Annotated in this window: 14 protein-coding genes; 5 read left to right on the top strand and 9 right to left on the bottom strand. The window is 65.5% G+C overall.

Annotated features, from left to right (window positions below; genetic code table 11):
* Nucleotides 1–24: 24 nt before the first annotated feature.
* From K225_RS0103145 to K225_RS0103125, 5 genes are all read right to left on the bottom strand, one after another.
* On the bottom strand, nt 25–669 hold the full coding sequence (locus K225_RS0103145; RefSeq protein ID WP_026435053.1) for a glutaredoxin family protein: 645 nt from the start codon (nt 667–669) through the stop codon (nt 25–27).
* Between the two features lie 42 nt (nt 670–711).
* Complete coding sequence (locus tag K225_RS0103140) at nt 712–2,745, bottom strand: M3 family metallopeptidase (protein ID WP_026435052.1); 2,034 nt, start codon at nt 2,743–2,745, stop codon at nt 712–714.
* A gap of 64 nt (nt 2,746–2,809) precedes the next feature.
* Nucleotides 2,810–3,676, bottom strand: coding sequence for a bifunctional methylenetetrahydrofolate dehydrogenase/methenyltetrahydrofolate cyclohydrolase FolD (gene folD, locus K225_RS0103135; protein ID WP_026435051.1), 867 nt, complete (start codon nt 3,674–3,676; stop codon nt 2,810–2,812).
* Nucleotides 3,677–3,749: 73 nt separating this feature from the next.
* Nucleotides 3,750–4,376: a response regulator transcription factor gene (locus tag K225_RS0103130; RefSeq protein WP_026435050.1), complete on the bottom strand. Its 627-nt coding sequence runs from the start codon at nt 4,374–4,376 to the stop codon at nt 3,750–3,752.
* On the bottom strand, nt 4,373–6,931 hold the full coding sequence (locus K225_RS0103125) for a PAS domain S-box protein (RefSeq protein ID WP_026435049.1): 2,559 nt from the start codon (nt 6,929–6,931) through the stop codon (nt 4,373–4,375). The genes K225_RS0103130 and K225_RS0103125 overlap by 4 nt, the downstream gene beginning before the upstream one ends.
* Nucleotides 6,932–7,098: 167 nt before the next feature.
* Here K225_RS0103125 and aceE point away from each other — a divergent pair, with 167 nt between their 5' ends.
* The 5 genes from aceE (at nt 7,099) to K225_RS0103100 (ending at nt 14,958) form a co-directional block, all read left to right on the top strand.
* Nucleotides 7,099–9,813 carry a pyruvate dehydrogenase (acetyl-transferring), homodimeric type gene (gene aceE, locus K225_RS0103120; RefSeq protein ID WP_026435048.1) on the top strand — a complete coding sequence of 905 codons (2,715 nt, stop codon included), beginning with the start codon at nt 7,099–7,101 and terminating at the stop codon, nt 9,811–9,813.
* A gap of 19 nt (nt 9,814–9,832) precedes the next feature.
* Nucleotides 9,833–11,497: a dihydrolipoyllysine-residue acetyltransferase gene (gene aceF / locus K225_RS0103115; protein WP_026435047.1), complete on the top strand. Its 1,665-nt coding sequence runs from the start codon at nt 9,833–9,835 to the stop codon at nt 11,495–11,497.
* 19 nt (nt 11,498–11,516) lie between these two features.
* Nucleotides 11,517–13,361 carry a dihydrolipoyl dehydrogenase gene (lpdA, locus tag K225_RS0103110; protein ID WP_026435046.1) on the top strand — a complete coding sequence of 615 codons (1,845 nt, stop codon included), beginning with the start codon at nt 11,517–11,519 and terminating at the stop codon, nt 13,359–13,361.
* Nucleotides 13,362–13,406: 45 nt separating this feature from the next.
* A complete protein-coding gene (locus tag K225_RS0103105; RefSeq protein ID WP_026435045.1) occupies nt 13,407–13,637 on the top strand; it encodes a DUF3079 domain-containing protein in 231 nt (76 codons plus the stop codon).
* Between the two features lie 325 nt (nt 13,638–13,962).
* Entirely contained in the window at nt 13,963–14,958 is a 996-nt protein-coding gene (locus tag K225_RS0103100; RefSeq protein ID WP_026435044.1) for a class I SAM-dependent methyltransferase, read from the top strand.
* Nucleotides 14,959–14,995: 37 nt separating this feature from the next.
* On the opposite strand, the gene K225_RS0103095 is transcribed toward K225_RS0103100, so the two are convergent.
* The 4 genes from K225_RS0103095 to K225_RS0103080 all read right to left on the bottom strand — a co-directional run bounded on the left by K225_RS0103095 (nt 14,996) and on the right by K225_RS0103080 (nt 19,342).
* Nucleotides 14,996–15,490 carry an EVE domain-containing protein gene (locus K225_RS0103095; protein ID WP_034711678.1) on the bottom strand — a complete coding sequence of 165 codons (495 nt, stop codon included), beginning with the start codon at nt 15,488–15,490 and terminating at the stop codon, nt 14,996–14,998.
* A 130-nt stretch (nt 15,491–15,620) separates the two neighbouring features.
* Entirely contained in the window at nt 15,621–18,431 is a 2,811-nt protein-coding gene (locus K225_RS0103090) for a DEAD/DEAH box helicase (RefSeq protein WP_026435042.1), read from the bottom strand.
* Between the two features lie 150 nt (nt 18,432–18,581).
* A complete protein-coding gene (locus tag K225_RS0103085; protein WP_026435041.1) occupies nt 18,582–19,076 on the bottom strand; it encodes a hypothetical protein in 495 nt (164 codons plus the stop codon).
* A 14-nt stretch (nt 19,077–19,090) separates the two neighbouring features.
* Nucleotides 19,091–19,342 carry a GlsB/YeaQ/YmgE family stress response membrane protein gene (locus K225_RS0103080; RefSeq protein WP_026435040.1) on the bottom strand — a complete coding sequence of 84 codons (252 nt, stop codon included), beginning with the start codon at nt 19,340–19,342 and terminating at the stop codon, nt 19,091–19,093.
* Nucleotides 19,343–19,485 lie beyond the last annotated feature (143 nt).

The following is a 19,485-nucleotide window of genomic DNA, read 5'->3' as shown; positions in this document are numbered from 1 at the left end:
CGGGCCCGGGCCCGGCAGGATGTGTCAGAAGCGGATACCTGCGGGGTTGCTGGGCGAAGGGCCGTCGGTGCTGGGTGTGGGCCGTGGACGCTCCGCAGGTGTTCTTCTGGCCGGCCCGCCGGATGCCGCCGGTTGCGCTGCCTGGACGGCCACCAGCGGGGTCGCGGGCGGGCGGCGGTAGTTCGGTGGCAGCTGGGATTGCAGGGGATATCCGGCCGCGTTCAGGTACTGGGTCCACTCGTTTTCGGAAAATCCCGCCAGCTGCTGGCCACCGATCGTGGCAAAGGGCAGGCCGTTGTTGCCGCTCATGCGCTGCAACGCCTCGATGTCCTCGTTGGTATTGACGGTGCGTTCAGCAAACGGAATGCCGCGCCCCACGAGCAGGTTGCGGGCGCTGTTGCATGGAGCGCAGTCACTGCCGGTGTACAGCGTCACGGGAAAGCGTGCCGCAATCTGCTGAAGCTCGTAGGGCAGTGCAGAACCGATGGCTGCGGCGGAACCTTGCCAGACGCCTTGTGCGGGTTTGGCATTGCTGTCGGACGCGCGGTCCGAGAAGGTCACCTTTCCATCGGGGCCGACAATCCGGTACACGACCTGGGCATGGGCACCGGCAACCGCCAGCACCATCCCCAACGAGGCCAGCAACGGTGTACGCAAGGGCTTGCCCATGGGTCGTCTCCTGATAAAGAAGAGTCGGTGCAACAGAAAGACTTAGTCTGCCATGCCCTGGTGGCGCAGCAAGGCATCCAGGCTGGGTTCTCGGCCACGAAAGGCCTTGAAGGATTCCATGGCGGGGCGGCTGCCGCCCGCCTCCAGAATGGCTTGCCGGTAGCGGCGGCCCGTTTCGATGCTGGCCAGACCGTCGCTGCCGGCGGTTTCTTCAAAGGCCGCGTAGGCATCGGCGCTGAGCACCTCCGCCCATTTGTAGCTGTAGTAGCCCGCCGCATAGCCACCCGCAAAAATGTGGCTGAAGGTGTGGGCCGTGCGGCTGAAAGAGGGCGGTGGCAGCACCGACACTTCGCTGCGCACCTCGGCCAGCAAGGGCATGAAATCCCGGGCGGGGTCGTGATCGGTGTGCAACAGCATGTCGAACAGGGCAAATTCGATCTGGCGCAGGGTGCCCATGCCACTCTGGAAGTTCTTGGCGGCGATCATCTTGTCGAACAGTGCACGCGGCAGCGGTGCACCGGTATCGACGTGCGCCGTCATGTTGCGCAGCACATCCCATTCCCAGCAGAAGTTCTCCATGAACTGGCTGGGCAGTTCGACCGCATCCCACTCGACACCGCTGATGCCCGATACGTCGCGTTCGTTCACCTGCGTCAGCATGTGGTGCAGGCCGTGGCCGAATTCGTGGAACAGCGTGATCACATCGTCATGGGTGAGCAGCGGGGGCTTGCCGTCCACGCCCTCGGCAAAATTGCACACCAGATGCGCCACGGGGGTCTGCAGCGTGCCGGTGTCGGGGCGCAGCCAGCGGGTGCGCACGTCGTCCATCCAGGCGCCGCCACGCTTGCCGGTGCGGGCAGGCTGGTCGAGGTAGAACTGGCCCACCAGCTGGCCGTCGCGCTCGATGCGATAGAACTCGACCGCGAGGTGCCACACGGGCGCGCTGTCGCGGCGGATGCTGACCTCGAACAGTGTCTCGATGATCTTTAAAAGGCCGGCCAGCACCTTGGGGGCCGTGAAGTATTGCTTGACATCCTGCTCGCTGAACGAATAGCGCGCTTCCTTCAGCTTCTCTGCAAGAAAGGGCCAGTCCCAGGCCTGCGGATCGTTCAGGCCCATCTGGCTGGCTGCGAAGTCACGCAGGTCGGCCACGTCCTTTTCGGCATAAGGCCGGGCGCGGCGCGCCAGATCCCGCAAGAATGAAATGACCTCGTCAGGCGACTGGGCCATCTTGGGCACCACCGACACCTGGCCGAAATTGTCGTACCCGAGCAGCTGTGCCTCTTCGCGGCGCAGTGCCAGAATTTCACGGATGAGCGCCGAGTTGTCGAAACGCCTGGCCTCGCCTTCGGCCTGGTCGGAGGCGCGCGTGACATAGGCGCGGTACATCGTTTCGCGCAAAGCACTGCGGGTAGCAAATTGCATCACCGGCAGATAGCAGGGCATCTTGAGCGTGAGCTTGTAGCCGTTCTTGCCCTCCGCCTGGGCCGCTGCCAATGCGGTCTGCTGGACATCGGCGGGCACGCCATCGAGTTCTTCCGCCGTGGCGTAGTAGGCAAAGGCGTCGGTGGCGTCGAGCGCGTTTTCACTGAATTTCTGGCTCAGCTCGGCCTGCCGTTCCTGGATCTGGGCAAAACGTTCCTTGGCGGGCCCGGTGAGTTCGGCGCCGCTGAGGACGAAATTGCGCACGGCGTTCTTGTGCGCCTGGCGCTGCTCGGAGGTCAGAGTGGCGGGATCAATGGCCTTGTACTTGGCGTACAGGCGCTCATCGGCGCCAAGGCGGGTCCAGAATTCGGTCACCCGGGGCAGCGCTGCGTTGTAGGCAGCGCGCAGTTCCGGGGTGTCTGCCACGCTGTTGAGGTGGCTGATGGTCCCCCAGGCGGTGCCCAGGTGCTCCGTGGCAACGTCCAGCACCTTCGCAATGGCATCCCAGCGCGCAGGAAAATCGGCGGCCGTGACCGTTTCGAGGGCGGCATTGGCTTTTTCCAGCAACACGTCAACGGCGGGGACCACGTCGTCTGGCGTGATCCGGTCGAACTGGGGAAGGTCGGAGAAGTCGAGGAGGGCGTTGCTCATGCGTGTGTAGATGGCGCTTTGCGGTGCGGGTTCAAGTTGCGAGGCTGTGGGAGCGGGGCTGACATCAAGTGCCGGCGGCGCGCTCGGCGGCTTCCAGGGTGTTGACCAGCAGCATGGTAATGGTCATGGGCCCCACGCCGCCGGGCACAGGGGTGATCCAGCCGGCCACTTCCTTCGCGCCATCAAAATCCACATCGCCGCACAACTTGCCTTCTTCATTGCGGTTCATGCCCACGTCGATCACCACGGCGCCGGGCTTGATCATGTCGGCCGTGAGCACGTTGCGCTTGCCCACGGCGGCCACGATCACGTCGGCCTGCAGGGTCTGGGCCTTGAGGTCGGGCGTGCGCGAATGGCAGATGGTCACGGTGGCATCTTTTTGCAGCAGCATCAGCGCCATGGGCTTGCCCACGATGTTGCTGCGGCCAATGACCACAGCGTGCTTGCCCCTGAGGTCGTAGCCCTTGCCATCATTGAGCGATTCGAGCATCTTCATGCAACCGTAGGGCGTGCAGGGCCAGAAGCCGGGCATGCCGGTCATCAGTGCGCCGGCGCTGGCAATGTGAAAGCCGTCCACGTCCTTGGCGGGCGAGATGGCCTCGATGACCTTTTGTGCATCGATGTGCGCGGGCAGCGGTAGCTGCACCAGGATGCCGTGGATGGTGGGGTCGTTGTTCAGGGCCTCCACGCGGGCCAGCAGCGCGGCTTCGGTCATGTCGGCCGCGTATTTTTCCAGCACCGAATGCAGGCCACTGTCTTCGCAGGCCTTGACCTTGTTGCGCACATAAACCTGGGAGGCGGGGTTGTCGCCCACCAGCACCACGGCCAGGCCTGGCGTGGTGCCCCGCGATTTGAGGGCGGCTGCGCGCTGGGCGACTTCAGTGCGCAATTGGCGGGACAGGGCGTTGCCGTCGATGAGTTGTGCGGTCATGTCAGAAAATACGGATAAAAATGGCCTGTAGCGCTTTGCAGGAAAGCGCTTAAAGCGATGAAACAGAGAGCAATCAAGCCTTGGGCGCGTTCTGGCCCAGTGCAATCTTGAGCAAATCGGCCACGGTGTTGGCGTTGAGCTTTTCCATGATGTTGGCGCGGTGGGCCTCCACCGTCTTGATGCTGATGCCCAGGTCGTCGGCGATCTGCTTGTTCAGGCGGCCGGCAACGATGCGTTCAAGCACCTGGGCTTCGCGGCCCGTCAGCTTGGACAGCAGCGCGTCGCGGCTGGCGGCCTGCTGGTAGCCGGCAAAGGCGTCGCGGGCATGGTCGAGCATACGCTCCACCAGCCCGACGAGCTCTTCCTCGTCGAAGGGTTTCTGGATGAAATCGAGCGCGCCTTTCTTCATGGTGTTCACAGCCATGGGCACGTCGCCGTGGCCGGTGATGAAGACGATGGGCAAAGGCGATTTGCGCTCGATCAGTCGGTCCTGCAGCTCCAGCCCCGTCATGCCGCCCATGCGGATGTCCACGATCAGGCAGGCCACCTCGCGCGGGTCGTAGCGTGAGAGAAAGGTTTCGGCAGAATCAAAGCAACGCACCCGGTAGTCCTTGCCCTCCAGCAGCCACTGAAGCGAGTCGCGGACTGCCTCGTCGTCGTCCACTACGTAAACGGTGCCTTTTTTCGGAATCAAACTCATGCAATTGTCCTCGGGGGTTGTGCGTTTGCTACAGAATTTGTAGTGGCATCCACAGGCTTGGCAAGCGGAAGCCAGAAGGAGAACCGGCAGCCTGTGACCTCGGATCCATTGTAGAGGTTCTCCGCCCGCATTCGGCCGTGGTGCGATTCGACGATGCTGCGGCACAGGTTCAGACCCATGCCCATGCCTTCCTGCTTGGTGGAGAAGAAGGCTTCGAACAGGCGCTCCAGCACCTCGGGCGCCAGCCCCTTGCCGGTGTCCTGCACCGAAAACTCCACCACATCGTGGCCTTCGACATGCTTGGGCACCACGCGCAATTCCACGCTGCGGCCGGACGTGGGGCGGTTGGCCATCTCGATGGCCTCGGCCCCGTTTTTCATGAGATTGACCAGCACCTGTTCGATCAGGATGGTGTCTGCCATCACGGGCGGCAGGCGCGCCGCAACGTAGTGGGTCAGGCGCACGTTGTGGCGGCGCAGCTCGATGTCGGCCAGCTCGACGGCCTCGTTCACCATCGAAGGCACATCGGCCAGTGTGCGGTTGGGTTCGCTCTTTTTCACGAAGGCACGGATGCGCTGGATGATCTGGCCCGCGCGCTGGGCCTGATGGGCGGTTTTTTGCAGTGCTGCGAGCAGGGCTTCTTCGGTGATCTGGCCGCTGCGGATGCGTGAAATCATCCCGCTGCAGTAGTTGCTGATGGCCGTGAGTGGCTGGTTGAGCTCGTGTGCCACGCTCGACGCCATCTCGCCCATGGTGATCAGGCGGCTGACGGACTGCGCCCGTTCGGCCTGGCGGGCCGCCTGCTCCTCGGCCAGGCGACGCGGCGTGATGTCGGTGGCAATCACCATCTGCGCCAGGCGTCCGTCCACCCAGTTGAGGTAGCGTGAGCGCACCTCCAGCCATTTGCCCATGTCAGGCAGGTAGATTTCGGCGTTCTCGCTGCGTGCGCTGGTCAGCGAGTCGGTGGGCAGTCCCATCAGGCCGTCCTCGTCGTCCACGCCCGCCATGTGGCTGTTGGCCGCTGGCACCACGCCCGCCTGGGCCACCAGTTGTAGGTGGCCCACGGTTTGCGAGCCAAACCACTGGCGGTAGAGCTTGTTGGCAAACAGCAATTCCTGGCTTCCCAGCGGTGCCACCGACACCGAAGCGTCCAGCGACTCCAGCACGATGGTGAAGCGTTCATAGGAGGCCGACAGCTGCTCGCGGATGCGGTTGGGTTCGGTGATGTCGGTCATCGATGTCATCCAGCCGGTTTGCTGGCCATGGGCATCGATCAGCGGAGACACATACAGGCGCGCGTCAAACTGCGTGCCATTCTTGCGCCGCACGCGCACCTGAAACCCGCCCGTCACGGTCTTGCCGCTGATTTCGTCGCGCAGCTTGGCATACAGGGCTTCATAGTCGGATTCGGGCCAGTAGGGGAAAGGGGCCGTCAGGCCCACGAGCTCGGTTTCGCTCCACCCGGTCATCTGGCAAAACGCCGCATTCACATAAGTGATGCGCCCCTCCAGATCCAGCGCACGCATGCCGGTAAGGACGGAGTTCTCCATGGCCCGGCGGAAATTGGTTTCAGCCACCAGCGCCTTCTGGGCCTGCATGCGCCGGCGGGTGTGGCGCCAGGTCGCAATCAGCATCCAGGCCGTCATGGCGCTGAGTGTGCCGACCAGCCAGAACAGGCCGCTACCCACCACGCCCAGCGATGTGCGGTAGGCCTGTGCCTTGAGCACCAGGCCGTTGCCCACCGGGGAAACGGGTACTTCGTATTCGTTGGCGCGTGGGGTCCACGGCAGCAACTGGGTATTGGGGTTGCGCCGGCCCAGCGGCGTGCCGGCCAGCACCTGGCCGTTGCCATCGAGCAGCGTGACGGCATAACGCGCCAGCACTTCGGTGGGCGTGCCATAGCGCAACAGGCTGTCGATGGAGTATTCGCCCAGTACCACGCCGCTGAATTTGCCCTGCTGGTTCAGGGGCACCTGCAATTGCAGCAGGGGCGTGGCGTCGCCCCGGGTGGCGGTGGGCTGTGCATACACGGGTTGCTGCAGGTCGCGCGCCAGCTCGTAGGTGTCCCTGGTGTCGCCGGGTGTGAGCACTTCACCGGCCACGCGCAACTCGCTGCTGCCCAGCGTGGGGGCCGCATGGCTGGCACGGATGCGCCGCTTGTCATCAATCCAGGTGATGGCCTGCAACTCGGGGTGTTGGCTGATCAGGGATTCGGCCCGGCTCACGAACTCCGCACGGTCCAGGTCCTGGTTGGACAGATCGCGCGCAATGCGCATGAGCTGCTCCTGGCGCTCCAGAAGCCGCAGGCGCACACGTTGCTGGGCATATTCCACATCCCGTTTAAGGGCTTCGTGTTCGCGCTCGATCTCTTCGGTTCGCAGATACCAGAACGCCGCCACGATGGCCGCCATGAACATCAGCACGGCGGCCAGCGGTGCCAGTGCCGCAAACCGGTCCTGCCGGGTGGGGGAGAGGCCGCGCCACCATTTGCGTACCCCCCGCACCCGTGGGGGAATGGGCGCTGCGGGTGCGGCGGTGGCTGGGGAGGTTTCCATGGGGCAAGTGTAGAGGAGGGTGGGCAACGCCATGGCGTTATCGCAGGTGTTTGCGCCTGCAAGAAAATATCGTTATATGAAATGCAAAGGCACTATTCGAAATTTGAAAAAAATATGCGAAACTCCACGCAACGTACTAAATTGCACCCTCAACACAGGAGACAAGCATGTCAGCTCAGCCCGCCCCTCTGGTCGGAAACGGCGCCGCGCCCGCCATCGACACCGATCAGCAAGAAACCCGTGAGTGGATGGACGCGCTGTCCGCCGTGATCGATAAAGAGGGGGCTGAGCGCGCCCACTTTCTGATCGAGCAACTGCTCGAGCATGCGCGCCAGAACAGCATCGACATGCCGTTCTCGGGCAACACGGGTTACGTCAACACGATCGAGCCCACCCAGGAAGCCCACTGCCCCGGCAACATCGCCATCGAAAAGCGCCTGCGCGCCTACATGCGCTGGAACGCCATGGCCATGGTGGTGCGCGCCAACCGCCTGAACCCCGCCGATGGCGGCGACCTCGGCGGCCACATCGGCTCGTTCGCCTCGGTGGCCAGCATGTTCGGTGCGGGCTTCAACCATTTCTGGCATGCCGAGAGCGAAGGCCACGGTGGCGATCTGCTCTACATCCAGGGCCACAGCGCCCCCGGCATCTACGCCCGCGCCTACCTGGAAGGGCGCCTGAACGAACAGCAGCTCGACAGCTTCCGCCAGGAAGTGGATGGCAAGGGCCTGTCGAGCTACCCGCACCCCAAGCTCATGCCCGAGTTCTGGCAATTCCCCACGGTGTCCATGGGCCTGGGCCCGCTGATGGCGATCTACCAGGCGCGTTTTCTGAAGTACCTGCATGCCCGGGGCATTGCCAACACCGAAAACCGCAAGGTCTGGGTGTTCTGCGGTGACGGCGAGATGGACGAGCCCGAATCGCTGGGCGCCATCGGCCTGGCGGCGCGCGAGAACCTGGACAACCTGATCTTCGTGGTGAACTGCAACCTGCAGCGGCTGGACGGTCCGGTGCGCGGCAACGGCAAGATCGTGCAGGAGCTCGAGGGTGAGTTCCGGGGCAGCGGCTGGAACGTCATCAAGCTGCTGTGGGGCGCCGGCTGGGATGCGCTGCTGGCCCGCGACAAGACGGGCAAGCTGCGCCAGCTGATGATGGAGACGCTAGACGGCGACTACCAGGCCATGAAGGCCAACGACGGCGCCTTTGTGCGCAAGAACTTCTTTGGCCGCTACCCCGAGACGCTCCAGCTCGTCGAGCACATGACCGACGATGAGGTGTTCGAGCTGCGCCGCGGCGGCCACGAGCCCGCCAAGGTGTACGCTGCCTTTCACGCCGCCAACGCGCACCAGGGCCAGCCCACCGTGCTGTTGGTGAAAACCGTCAAGGGCTATGGCATGGGCAAGGCCGGTGAAGGCAAGAACACCGTGCACCAGACCAAGAAGCTGTCGGACGAAGACATCAAGTACATCCGCGACCGCTTCAACATTCCGATCCCCGACAGCGAGCTGCCAGGCCTGCCGTACTACAAGCCGGCCGACGACACGCCCGAAATGCGCTACCTGCACGAGCGCCGCAAGGCCCTGGGTGGCTACCTGCCGCACCGCCGCGCCAAGGCCGACGAGCACTTCACCGTGCCCGCGCTCGATACCTTCAAGGCCATCCTGGAGCCCACGGCCGAGGGCCGCGAGATCAGCACCACGCAGGCCTACGTGCGCTTCATCACACAGCTGTTGCGTGACCAGGCCCTGGGGCCGCGCGTGGTGCCCATCCTGGTGGACGAGGCGCGCACCTTCGGCATGGAAGGCCTGTTCCGCCAGATCGGCATCTACAACCCCAAGGGCCAGCAGTACACCCCGGTCGATCGCGACCAGGTCATGTACTACCGCGAAGACAAGGCCGGTCAGATCCTGCAAGAGGGTATCAACGAGGCCGGCGGCATGGCCAGCTGGATCGCTGCAGCCACCAGCTACAGCACCAACAACCGCATCATGGTGCCGTTCTACGTGTACTACTCGATGTTCGGCTTCCAGCGCATTGGCGACCTGGCCTGGGCCGCGGGCGACATGCAGGCGCGCGGTTTCCTGCTGGGCGGCACCTCGGGGCGCACCACGCTCAACGGCGAAGGCCTGCAGCACGAAGATGGCCACAGCCACATCCTGGCGGGCACCATCCCCAACTGCGTGAGCTACGACCCGACCTTTGCCCACGAGGTAGCGGTGATCCTGCACCATGGCCTCAAACGCATGGTCGAAAAGCAGGAAAACGTCTACTACTACATCACCCTGCTCAACGAAAACTACGCCATGCCCGGCATCACGCCCGGCACCGAAGAGCAGATCATCCAGGGCATGTACCTGTGCAAGCCCGGCGCCGAAGGTGACAAGCGCGTGCAGCTGCTGGGCTCGGGCACCATCCTGCGCGAATCCATTGCCGCACAGACCCTGCTGGCCGCCGACTGGGGCGTGCAGGCCGATGTCTGGAGCTGCCCCAGCTTCAACGAACTGGCCCGCGAAGGCCAGGACTGCGAGCGCTGGAACCTGCTGCACCCGCTCGAAGCGCCGCGTGCGTCGTTCGTGGCGCGCCAGCTGGGCGGCCATGCAGGCCCGGTGGTAGCCTCCACCGACTACATGAAGAGCTACGCCGAACAGATCCGCCCCTTCATCCCGGCGGGCCGCCCCTACAAGGTGTTGGGTACCGACGGCTTTGGCCGCAGCGACTTCCGCAGCAAGCTGCGCGAGCACTTCGAGGTCAACCGCCATTACATCGTGGTCGCCGCGCTCAAGGCGCTCAGCGAGCAAGGCAGCGTGCCCGCCACCAAGGTGGCCGAGGCGATTGCCAAGTACGGCATCCAGGCCGACAAGACCAACCCGCTCTACGCATAAAACGAACGGAGACAGAACAATGGCATTGGTCAATATTCAAGTCCCGGACATCGGAGACTTTGACGAAGTGGGCGTGATCGAGTTGCTGGTCAAGGTGGGCGACACCGTGAAAGCTGAGCAGTCGCTCATTACCGTCGAATCCGACAAGGCATCGATGGAGATCCCGTCCAGCCACGCAGGCGTGGTCAAGGAACTCAAGATTGCGCTGGGCGACAAGGTCAAGCAGGGCTCGGTGATTGCGGTGGTGGAGTCCGCTGACGCGGGCGCTGCAGCAGCACCGGTGGCTGCCCCGGCCCCAGTGGCGGCTGCCGCTCCAGCTCCAGTGGGGGCCCCAGCGCCCGCACCGGCGGCCGCAGCTGCTGCAGGCCCGATCGAAGTGCACGTACCCAACATCGGCGACTTCAAGGACGTGGCCGTGATCGAGCTGCTGGTCAAGGTGGGTGACACCATCCAGCGCGAACAGTCGCTGTTCACGGTCGAATCCGACAAGGCCTCCATGGAGATTCCTTCGCCCGCCGCCGGCGTGCTCAAGGAGCTCAAGGTCAAGATCGGCGACACCGTCAACATCGGCGATCTGGTGGCTGTCCTCGAAGGCGCGGCAGGCGCCTCTGCGCCTGCACCCCTTGCCGCTGCTGCACCAGTGGCAACGCCAGTCGCTGCGGCACCCGTCGCCGCCGCTGCAGCGTCCGCCGTGGCCGTGACCACGGTAGCCGTCCCCGCCCACCAGCCAGGCAGTCTCACAGCCGGCCTGCCGCACGCCTCGCCTTCGGTGCGCAAGTTCGCCCGCGAACTGGGCGTGCCCATCGACGAAGTCCAGGGCACCGGCCCCAAGGGCCGCATCACCCAGGACGACGTCGCCGCCTTCACCAAGCAGGTGATGGCAGGCGCCGTGCAGACCAAGGCCCAGGCCGCCAAGGCGCCCGCTGCGGCATCCGGCGGTTCCGGCGTGGGCCTGGACCTGCTGCCCTGGCCCAAGGTGGACTTCACCAAGTTCGGCCCGGTGGAGCGCAAGGACCTCTCGCGCATCAAGAAGATCAGCGGTGCCAACCTGCACCGCAACTGGGTCGTCATCCCGCACGTCACCAACCACGACGACGCGGACATCACCGACCTCGAAGCCTTCCGCGTGCAGTTCAACAAGGAGAACGAGAAGAGTGGCGTCAAGGTCACCATGCTCGCCTTCATGATCAAGGCCGCCGTGGCCGCGCTCAAGAAGTTCCCCGAGTTCAACAGCTCGCTCGACGGCGACCAGCTGGTGATGAAGAACTACTTCCACATCGGCTTTGCGGCGGACACGCCCAACGGCCTCGTCGTGCCCGTCATCCGTGACGCTGACAAGAAGGGCATCGTCCAGATCTCGCAAGAGATGGGCGACCTGGCCAAGAAGGCGCGCGACGGCAAGCTGGGCCCTGCCGACATGACCGGCGGTTGCTTCTCCATCAGCTCGCTGGGTGGCATTGGCGGGCGTTACTTCACGCCCATCATCAACGCCCCCGAAGTCGCCATCATGGGCGTGTGCAAGAGCAGCCTCGAGCCCAAGTGGGACGGCAAGCAGTTCGCCCCGCGCCTGATGCTGCCCCTCTCCCTGAGCTGGGACCACCGCGTGATCGACGGCGCCGCCGCCGCACGCTTCAACGTGTACTTTGCCTCGCTGCTGGCGGACTTCCGCCGCATCGTGATGTAACGGAAGGGCAAGACACACCATGGCAATCATCGACATCAAGGTGCCCGACATCGGCGACTTCGCCGAAGTGGCCATCATCGAAGTGCTGGTCCAACCCGGCGACACCATCAAGGCCGAGCAGAGCCTGATCACCGTGGAGTCCGACAAGGCCTCCATGGAGATCCCCTCCAGCCATGCTGGGGTTGTGAAGGAGCTCAAGGTCAAGCTCGGCGACAAGGTCGCCGAAGGCTCGGTGGTGCTGACGCTGGAAGTGCAGGGCGCAGGCGCGGCAGCTCCAGCATCTGCCCCTGCTCCCGTAACTTCTGAGCCAAAAGCGGCTCCAGCGCCTGCACCGCAAGCGCAAGCAGCTATCAATCCAGTAGCATCCAGCTATGCTGGCTCGGCCGACATGGACTGCGACGTGCTCGTGCTCGGCGGCGGCCCCGGCGGCTACAGCGCCGCCTTCCGCGCGGCCGACCTGGGCCTCAAGGTCGTCATCGTTGAACGCTACGCCACCCTGGGCGGCGTGTGCCTGAACGTGGGCTGCATCCCGTCCAAGGCGCTGCTGCACGTGGCAGCCGTCATGGACGAAGTCAGCCACATGGCCGACCTGGGTGTGGACTTTGGAGCACCCGCCGTCAACATCGACAGGCTGCGCGGCCACAAGGAAAAGGTCATCGGCAAGCTCACCGGCGGCCTGGCCGCGATGGCCAAGATGCGCAAGGTGACCACCGTGCGCGGCTACGGTGCCTTTGTGGGCGCCAACCACCTCGAAGTGGAAGAAACCACTGGCACCGGCCAGGAGAAGACTGGCACCAAGAAGGTCATCGCCTTCCAGAAAGCCATCATCGCCGCAGGCAGCCAGGCCGTGCGCCTGCCCTTCATGCCCGACGACCCGCGCGTGGTCGATTCCACCGGCGCCCTCGCGCTCAAGGAAGTCCCCAAACGCATGCTGATCCTGGGCGGCGGCATCATCGGCCTGGAGATGGGCACGGTGTACAGCACGCTGGGTGCGCGCCTGGATGTGGTGGAAATGATGGACGGCCTGATGCAGGGCGCCGACCGCGACCTCGTCAAGATCTGGCAAAAGATGAACGCCAAGCGCTTCGACAACATCATGCTCAAGACCAAGACGGTGGGGGCCAAGGCCACGCCCGAAGGCATCGAGGTGACGTTCGCCGCAGCGGAAGAGGGCGGCACCGCCCCCGCGCCGCAAACCTACGACCTGGTGCTGCAGGCCGTGGGCCGCACCCCCAACGGCAAGAAGATCGCCGCCGACAAGGCCGGCGTCGCCGTCACCGACCGTGGCTTCATCAACGTCGACATCCAGATGCGCACCAACGTGCCGCACATCTTCGCCATCGGCGACATCGTGGGCCAGCCCATGCTGGCGCACAAGGCGGTGCACGAGGCGCATGTGGCGGCAGAAGTCATCGCCGGTGAACTGCAGGGCAACAAGGAGCTGGCAAGCAGCGCCTTCAACGCCCGCGTGATCCCATCGGTGGCCTACACCGACCCCGAAGTGGCCTGGGTGGGCCTCACCGAAGACCAGGCCAAGGCCCAGGGCATCAAGGTCAAGAAGGGCCTGTTCCCCTGGACGGCTTCCGGCCGTGCCATCGCCAACGGCCGCGACGAAGGCGTGACCAAGCTGCTGTTCGACGATTCGCTCGAGGCCCATGGCCACGGCAAGATCCTGGGCGGCGGCATCGTCGGCACCCATGCCGGCGACATGATCGGCGAGATCGCCCTGGCCATCGAGATGGGCGCCGATGCCGTGGACATTGGCAAGACCATCCACCCGCACCCCACGCTGGGCGAGAGCATCGGTATGGCGGCGGAGATTGCCCACGGCAGTTGCACCGACGTGCCACCGCAGCGCAAGTAACGCGCCCATCGACAGGAGCCCGGCAACACTGCCCCTAGAAGCGCCATGGCAGTCGTCAAGAAGTTTCCCAAGGCCCCCGCCCACCCCGAGCGGGTGTGCTGGGGTTGCAACCTCTACTGCCCGGCCAAAGACATGCGTTGCGGCAATGGTTCGGACCGTACGCAGCACCCGGTCGAGCTGTTTGGGGACGACTGGGACCAGTGGGGGCTGGACGCCGAGACGAAGGACGAAGCGCCACCACCAGCGAGCGAAGACGCCGCCAACTCGCGGCATTGAGCTGTAGCCGCGAAGCGCGGGTCTCGCCAGTCCGCGAGCCGTCCAAACGGCTATCCAGGGCCTCAAGTACGAATACCGGCCCGACGTCCACGACCGCACAGCGCTGGGGCGCAACTTTCGCGAGAACAACGTCTTTTTGGAAGAGTTGGGCTTGCGTGCGCTGCCGTAGGCTGTGGGGCTGCACGGCAGCTGCACAACGTGCCACCCGCGTGAAATCATCAAAAAAAGATAGCTGCCAGCGCTATCTCAGCAAGCGCTAGTGGCCTAAAACGCTTGAATTTTCTACCCCTGCATCTCATTCCCTGCGCTCACCGCACACCACCCCATGCAAGCCTTGCTCGACGCCATCGCCCGGATGCAGCTCCCCACCGATGCCCAGCGCATCTTCCATGGCCGGGGCGGCATGCACCCCGGCTGCGAACAGTGGACGCTGGATGCCTATCCGCCCGTGTTCGTGCTCACCAGCTTTTTGCCGGCGGGCGATGAGACCGAGGCACAGTTGCTTGCCATCGGCACCGCGCTGGCCCGGCGCTGGGAGACGCTGGCGCCCGGCCAGCCGCTGAACTGGGTGTTCCAGTGCCGCAATGAGGCGCTGCGCACCCAGGGCCGCACCGAAACGCGGCTGATGGCCGGCAGCGTGCCAGAACCGCATGTCGTGACCGAGCAGGGTAGCCAGTTCAAGCTGCATGTGCTGCGCGGCCAGAACCACGGCCTGTTTCTCGACATGGCCGAGGGCCGCCGCTGGGTGCGCGCCTTTGCTGCCGCGCGCAGCGCCGACCGCTATGGCCTCAAGGTGCTCAACCTGTTTGCCTACACCTGCGCGTTTTCGGTGGTGGCGCTGCAGGCAGGCGCCAGGCAGGTGGTCAACGTGGACATGGGCCACGGCGCCATCGCCATCGGGCAGCAGAACCACCAGCTCAACGGCATCAGGACGGGCGCGAGCTTTCTGGCGCACGACATTTTCAGCAGCTGGGGCAAGATCACTCGCAGCGGGCCCTATGGCCTGGTGATCGTGGACCCGCCCAGCTACCAGAAGGGCAGCTTCGTGGCCACCAAGGACTATGCCCGCCTGATGCGCCGCCTGCCCGACCTGCTGGCGCCCGGCGGCCACGCGCTGCTGTGCCTGAACGCGCCAGAGCTGGGGGTGGATTTCCTGCACGATCAGATGCGTGAGCTGGCGCCAGAGCTGGTGTTCGTGGAACGCGTGGCCAACCCGGTGGCGTTTGCGGATGTGGACGAGGGCAGGGCGCTGAAAGTGCTGGTGTATCAGCTGCCGGAGCTGGCGGGCTCCAGCGCGCTGCCTGCGCAGCCACCCATTTGATCTGCGAGCACGGGTGCGCAGGTCTCGCCGGGCTGCGTCAGGCCAGCAAGCGTTCGGTAATCTCGCGCCACTCCTCTGGCTCCACTGGCGTGATGGACAAGCGGCTGCCTTTTTGCAGTACGCGCATGCCTGCCAGCGCCGGCGTGTGGCGCAGATCCGCCAGGCTGACGAGGCGCGTCTTGCGCAGCGCCTGCACGTCCAGCAGCAGCCAGCGCGGCTTTTCTGCCAAGGATTTGGGGTCGTAATACGGTGATGCCGGGTCGAACTGCGTGGGGTCAGGCCGCGTGCCGCTGGCCACGCGCGCAATGCCGGCGATGCCGGGCTCGGGGCAACTGGAGTGGTAGAACAGCACGCCATCACCCACCTGCATCTCGTCGCGCATGAAGTTGCGGGCCTGGTAGTTGCGCACGCCGGTCCACGGCACGGTGGCATGGGGCGCGGCCAGGGCGTCGTCGATGGAGCACTCGTCGGGCTCGGATTTCATCAGCCAGTAGCGCTGGAGGCGGGCTGGAGCAATGGGCGGTGCGGTCATGGCGCCATTGTGGCAAACGCGATGGCGGGCTGGCTTTTGTGCGGGTGGCGTGCCGTGTGTTTCATTGGCTGCATATCGGATGGCTCATGGTGCTTGTCGGCAAAGCGCCAGAGGCCAAAAACACGCCAACTTATGGTGGCTGCAGCGGTCGCGGCCGCCGTTGGCCTGTGCCGCCCCAGCGCAGGGCGTCTTCGCCCGGTATGCCCAGCGGGTTGTTGGCGGGTTCGGTCAGTGGCGCCAGCAGCGCGTGCAGGTCGGCTTCGCTGAATTTGACTGCGCCCTCGGCGTCATGCCCCAGCACACCCTGGGCCAGCGCGGCCTTGCGGGCCTGCAGTTCCAGCATGCGTTCTTCGATGCTGCCTTCGACCACCAGCTTGTAGACAAAAACGGGCTGGCTCTGCCCGATGCGGTGGGCGCGGGCGGTGGCCTGTTCTGCCACGGCGGGGTTCCACCAGGGGTCGAGGTGGATCACCGTATCCGCCGCCGTGAGGTTCAGGCCCACGCCGCCGGCCCTGAGGCTGGCAAGCAGGATGGGAGCGTTGCTCTCGTCCTGTGTCTGAAAGCGTTTCACCACGGCTCCGCGCTGGCGCGGCGGTGTCTGGCCGGTGAGGGTGAGGTAGGGCTGGGCCAGGGTATCGAGCAGCTCGGCCGCCAGCGCGAGCATTTCGGTGAACTGCGAGAACACCAGCACGCGGCGCCTTTCATCGACCAGGGCGGGCAGCAGGTCGGCCAGCAGCTCCAGCTTGGCGCGTTCGGTGCCGGGGTGGACTTTCGCTCCCTTCACAAGGTGGGGGTCGCAGCAGACCTGGCGCAGCTTGAGCAAGGCGTCCAGGATGGTGATCTGAGCGCCTTCGAAGCTCTGCCGTTCCAGCACGCGGCACACCTGCTGGTCGGCCGTGGTGCGCACGGCCTCGTACAGCTCGCGCTGCTTGCCTTGCAGCTGCACGCGCAGGATGGTTTCGGTGCGCGGCGGCAGTTCGGTGGCCACGTCCTGCTTGCGGCGGCGCAGGATGAAGGGGCGAACGCGCTGCGACAGCAATTGGGCGCGCAGGGTTTCGCCGTTTTCCTCGATGGGCTTGCGCCAGCGGGCGTTGAAGCTGCGCACATCGCCCAGAAAGCCGGGCATCAGGAAGTCGAACTGCGCCCACAGCTCGCCCAGGTGGTTCTCCAGCGGCGTGCCCGTCAGGCACAGCAGGTGCGGGGCCTGCAGCTTGCGCAGCGCGCGGGCGCTGCGGCTGCCCGTATTTTTCACCATCTGGGCTTCGTCCAGGACCAGCAGGTGGAACGGCTGGGCGGCCAGGGCTTCCACATCGCGCCACAGCAGCGGGTAGGTGGTGAGCACCAGATCGTGCTGGGCGATCTGCGGGTAGCACTGACCGCGATCGGTGCCGTGCAGGCTGAGCACGCGCAAGTCCGGCGCTATGCGGGCGGCCTCAGCTTGCCAGTTGAAGAGCAGCGAGGTGGGCAGCACCACCAGGGCGGGGCGAATGAGGCGCCCGGCCTCCTTTTCGGCCAGCACATGGGCCAGCGCCTGCGCGGTCTTGCCCAGGCCCATGTCGTCGGCCAGGATGCCGCCCAGGCCCTGGGCGCGCAGGTATTGCAGCCAGGCCAGGCCTTCGAGCTGGTACGGCCGCAGTTGCACCTGCAGGCCCTGCGGAGCCGGCACCGGTTGCGGGGTGCCGATGGCGCTCAGGCGCTTGGCGAGTTGCGCCAGGCCAGCGTCGCCTTGCAGCTGCCAGTCGTTGTTCCAGCCATTGACCGTGCCCACGCGGTGGGCCTGTACCAAACCAGCACGCAGGGCTTCGATGCGGCGGGCCTCCCATGCGCCCAGGCGCAGCGGGTCGCCGTCCGGGCACTGGTTGCGGGTCGGGTCGGTCAGCAGGTCCACCATAGCTCCCACGATGGCCTTGAGCGGCCCGGCGGGCGCGTCAATGCGTTGGCCGCCGGGGGCGCGCAGCGAAATGACGGCGATGTCGTCGATGGCGGCCATCTGCCGGGCGTTGAGCCAGCGGGCGTCGCGGCGCAGCAGGTCGGCCAGCATCGGGGCCAGGTCCAGCGTTTCGCCGTCGATCTCGATACCCAGGCTCAGCAGCCAGGCGCCTTCACGCCCGGGCAACCGCAGCTTTTGCACCGGGCGTTGGCGTTCGCTCAGCGGGCCGTCCACCTCCTTGCCCAGCAGTTCGCCGGTGTCGGGGGCGATCAGCAGCTTCCAGCGCTGCACGGGCACGCTTTCGTGTGCAAAGCCGGGGTGGACCACCACGCTCCAGCCTTCGGCGCGCAGCCGGGGGATCTGTTCGGCCCAGAAGTCGCCAAAGTGGGATTCCTGCGCCAGCGTCCACACGGGGCCGAGGCTGCTGGCGGCAGCGTGGTGGCGCCACTGCAGCTTGCGCGCATCGACGGGGATCAACCCCAGGTCCCACACACGGTCCATGGCGTCGGCCTCGGCCGCCAGGTTGCGCTGCAGGCGCACCACCGGGCCGCCGGTGTCGTAAAGCGCTTCTTCCAGCGCCGGGCGGCTGTTGAGCACGGTGGTGGGTGCGGGTGTCTGCCAGGCGGCACCACCTGGGGTGCGGTAGGTCCAGTCAATGCATGCGAGGGTGATGCTGCCGCTGCGCGGGCCGAGCTTTCCGTGCGGTTGCAGGCCCAGCAGGCCCTCGCCCCGGCCCAGGGTCTGCAGCGTCAGCCGGGGGCGAAACTGGCCTGGTTCTGCTGCGGCTGTCTGCGCTGGCTCTGCGGGGCGGGCCGGGGGCAAGGCGGTGCCGTCCTGCCGCAGCAAGGCCATGACGCGGGCCGCGTCCGCATCGGCCAGCGGCGGGAGCCGCTGCAGCGCTGCCGCATCGGCGTGGCTGCGCAGGGCCTCAAGCCACATGGCCACCCCCTGCTCATGCAACGCCGGTGCTGGGCGCTTGGGGGAGGGAATCTTGTCACCAGCGGAAGCCATGGGCCGGAATTTTGCCTTGGACAGGGGCGCTGCAGGAAAAGGGGCGCCGGCTTGCGGTGTAACGCACGGCGCAGGCTCTGATGGGAAATCTGATGACACCGCTGCTTTCCTTTATTGCATAGGCACAAGCAGCTACTTTTTAAGGAGCAATCAGCGCGGTACCGGCAACCTCAACTGGGCCTGTTGCACCACTTGCACGCAATCGCGCAGGTGCTGCTCCCCCAGGTAGCGCAAGGTGGTGTAGCCCACGGTGGCGGCCACCGCCTGGCCTGCCAGCGGTACATACTTGGCCAGCTGCCGTGTCGTGAGGCGCAGGCCCACCGCTCGGGTGGCGCGCAGCACCAGTTCCTTGGTGATGAATTTGCCGATCAGCACGGACCCGACCAGCGTGACCGCTTTTTGCACCTGCTCGCGCTGGTGCGGGTCGAGCTGGTCGAGTTGCGCAGGCGTGAGTCCAAACTGGGCATTGATTTGCGGCAGCAGCTGCGAGAGCAGGGCGGCATCCACCGCCCAGTCCAGCCCTGGCACCGGCACTGTGCTGGCCACTGCTGCCACCAGGGCGCGGCGGTGCAGCAGGCGGCGGCTGCGCTGCACGGCCGCCGCCAGTTCGGGGTTGCCTGCGGCCATTTGCCGGGCGCTTGCCATGGGCTGGCCTGCGATCAGGTCTTGCCTTTGACCACGCCGTAGACCACCAGCAACACCACCGCGCCCACCACCGAGGCAATCCAGCCCGCGGTTGCGCCTGGTTGGTACCAGCCCATGGCCATCCCCACGTAACTGGCGAGAAACGAGCCGGCCACGCCCAGCAAGGCGGTCATGATCCAGCCCAGCTTGTCATCACCCGGCTTGACCGCCCGCGCGATGAAGCCAACGACGAGTCCGACGATAAAGGTTCCGAGGATTGACAGCATGGGGACACCTGGTAACAAAGATGGGGGCCAATGTATGCCAAATGACCCTGGCGCGTGTGTCAGACAGGGCCTTGTGTTGGCGCAATGGCGAGAAGCCCCCGGGGCAGGCAAGGCCCATGCATGTGGGCATTGTCCGACACCCG

Source organism: Acidovorax sp. JHL-9 (assembly GCF_000426205.1).
GTDB classification, from domain to species: domain Bacteria; phylum Pseudomonadota; class Gammaproteobacteria; order Burkholderiales; family Burkholderiaceae_C; genus Acidovorax; species Acidovorax soli.
The sequence above is the reverse complement of the archived record's forward strand: the minus strand, read 5'-3'. Positions and strand labels throughout refer to the sequence as shown.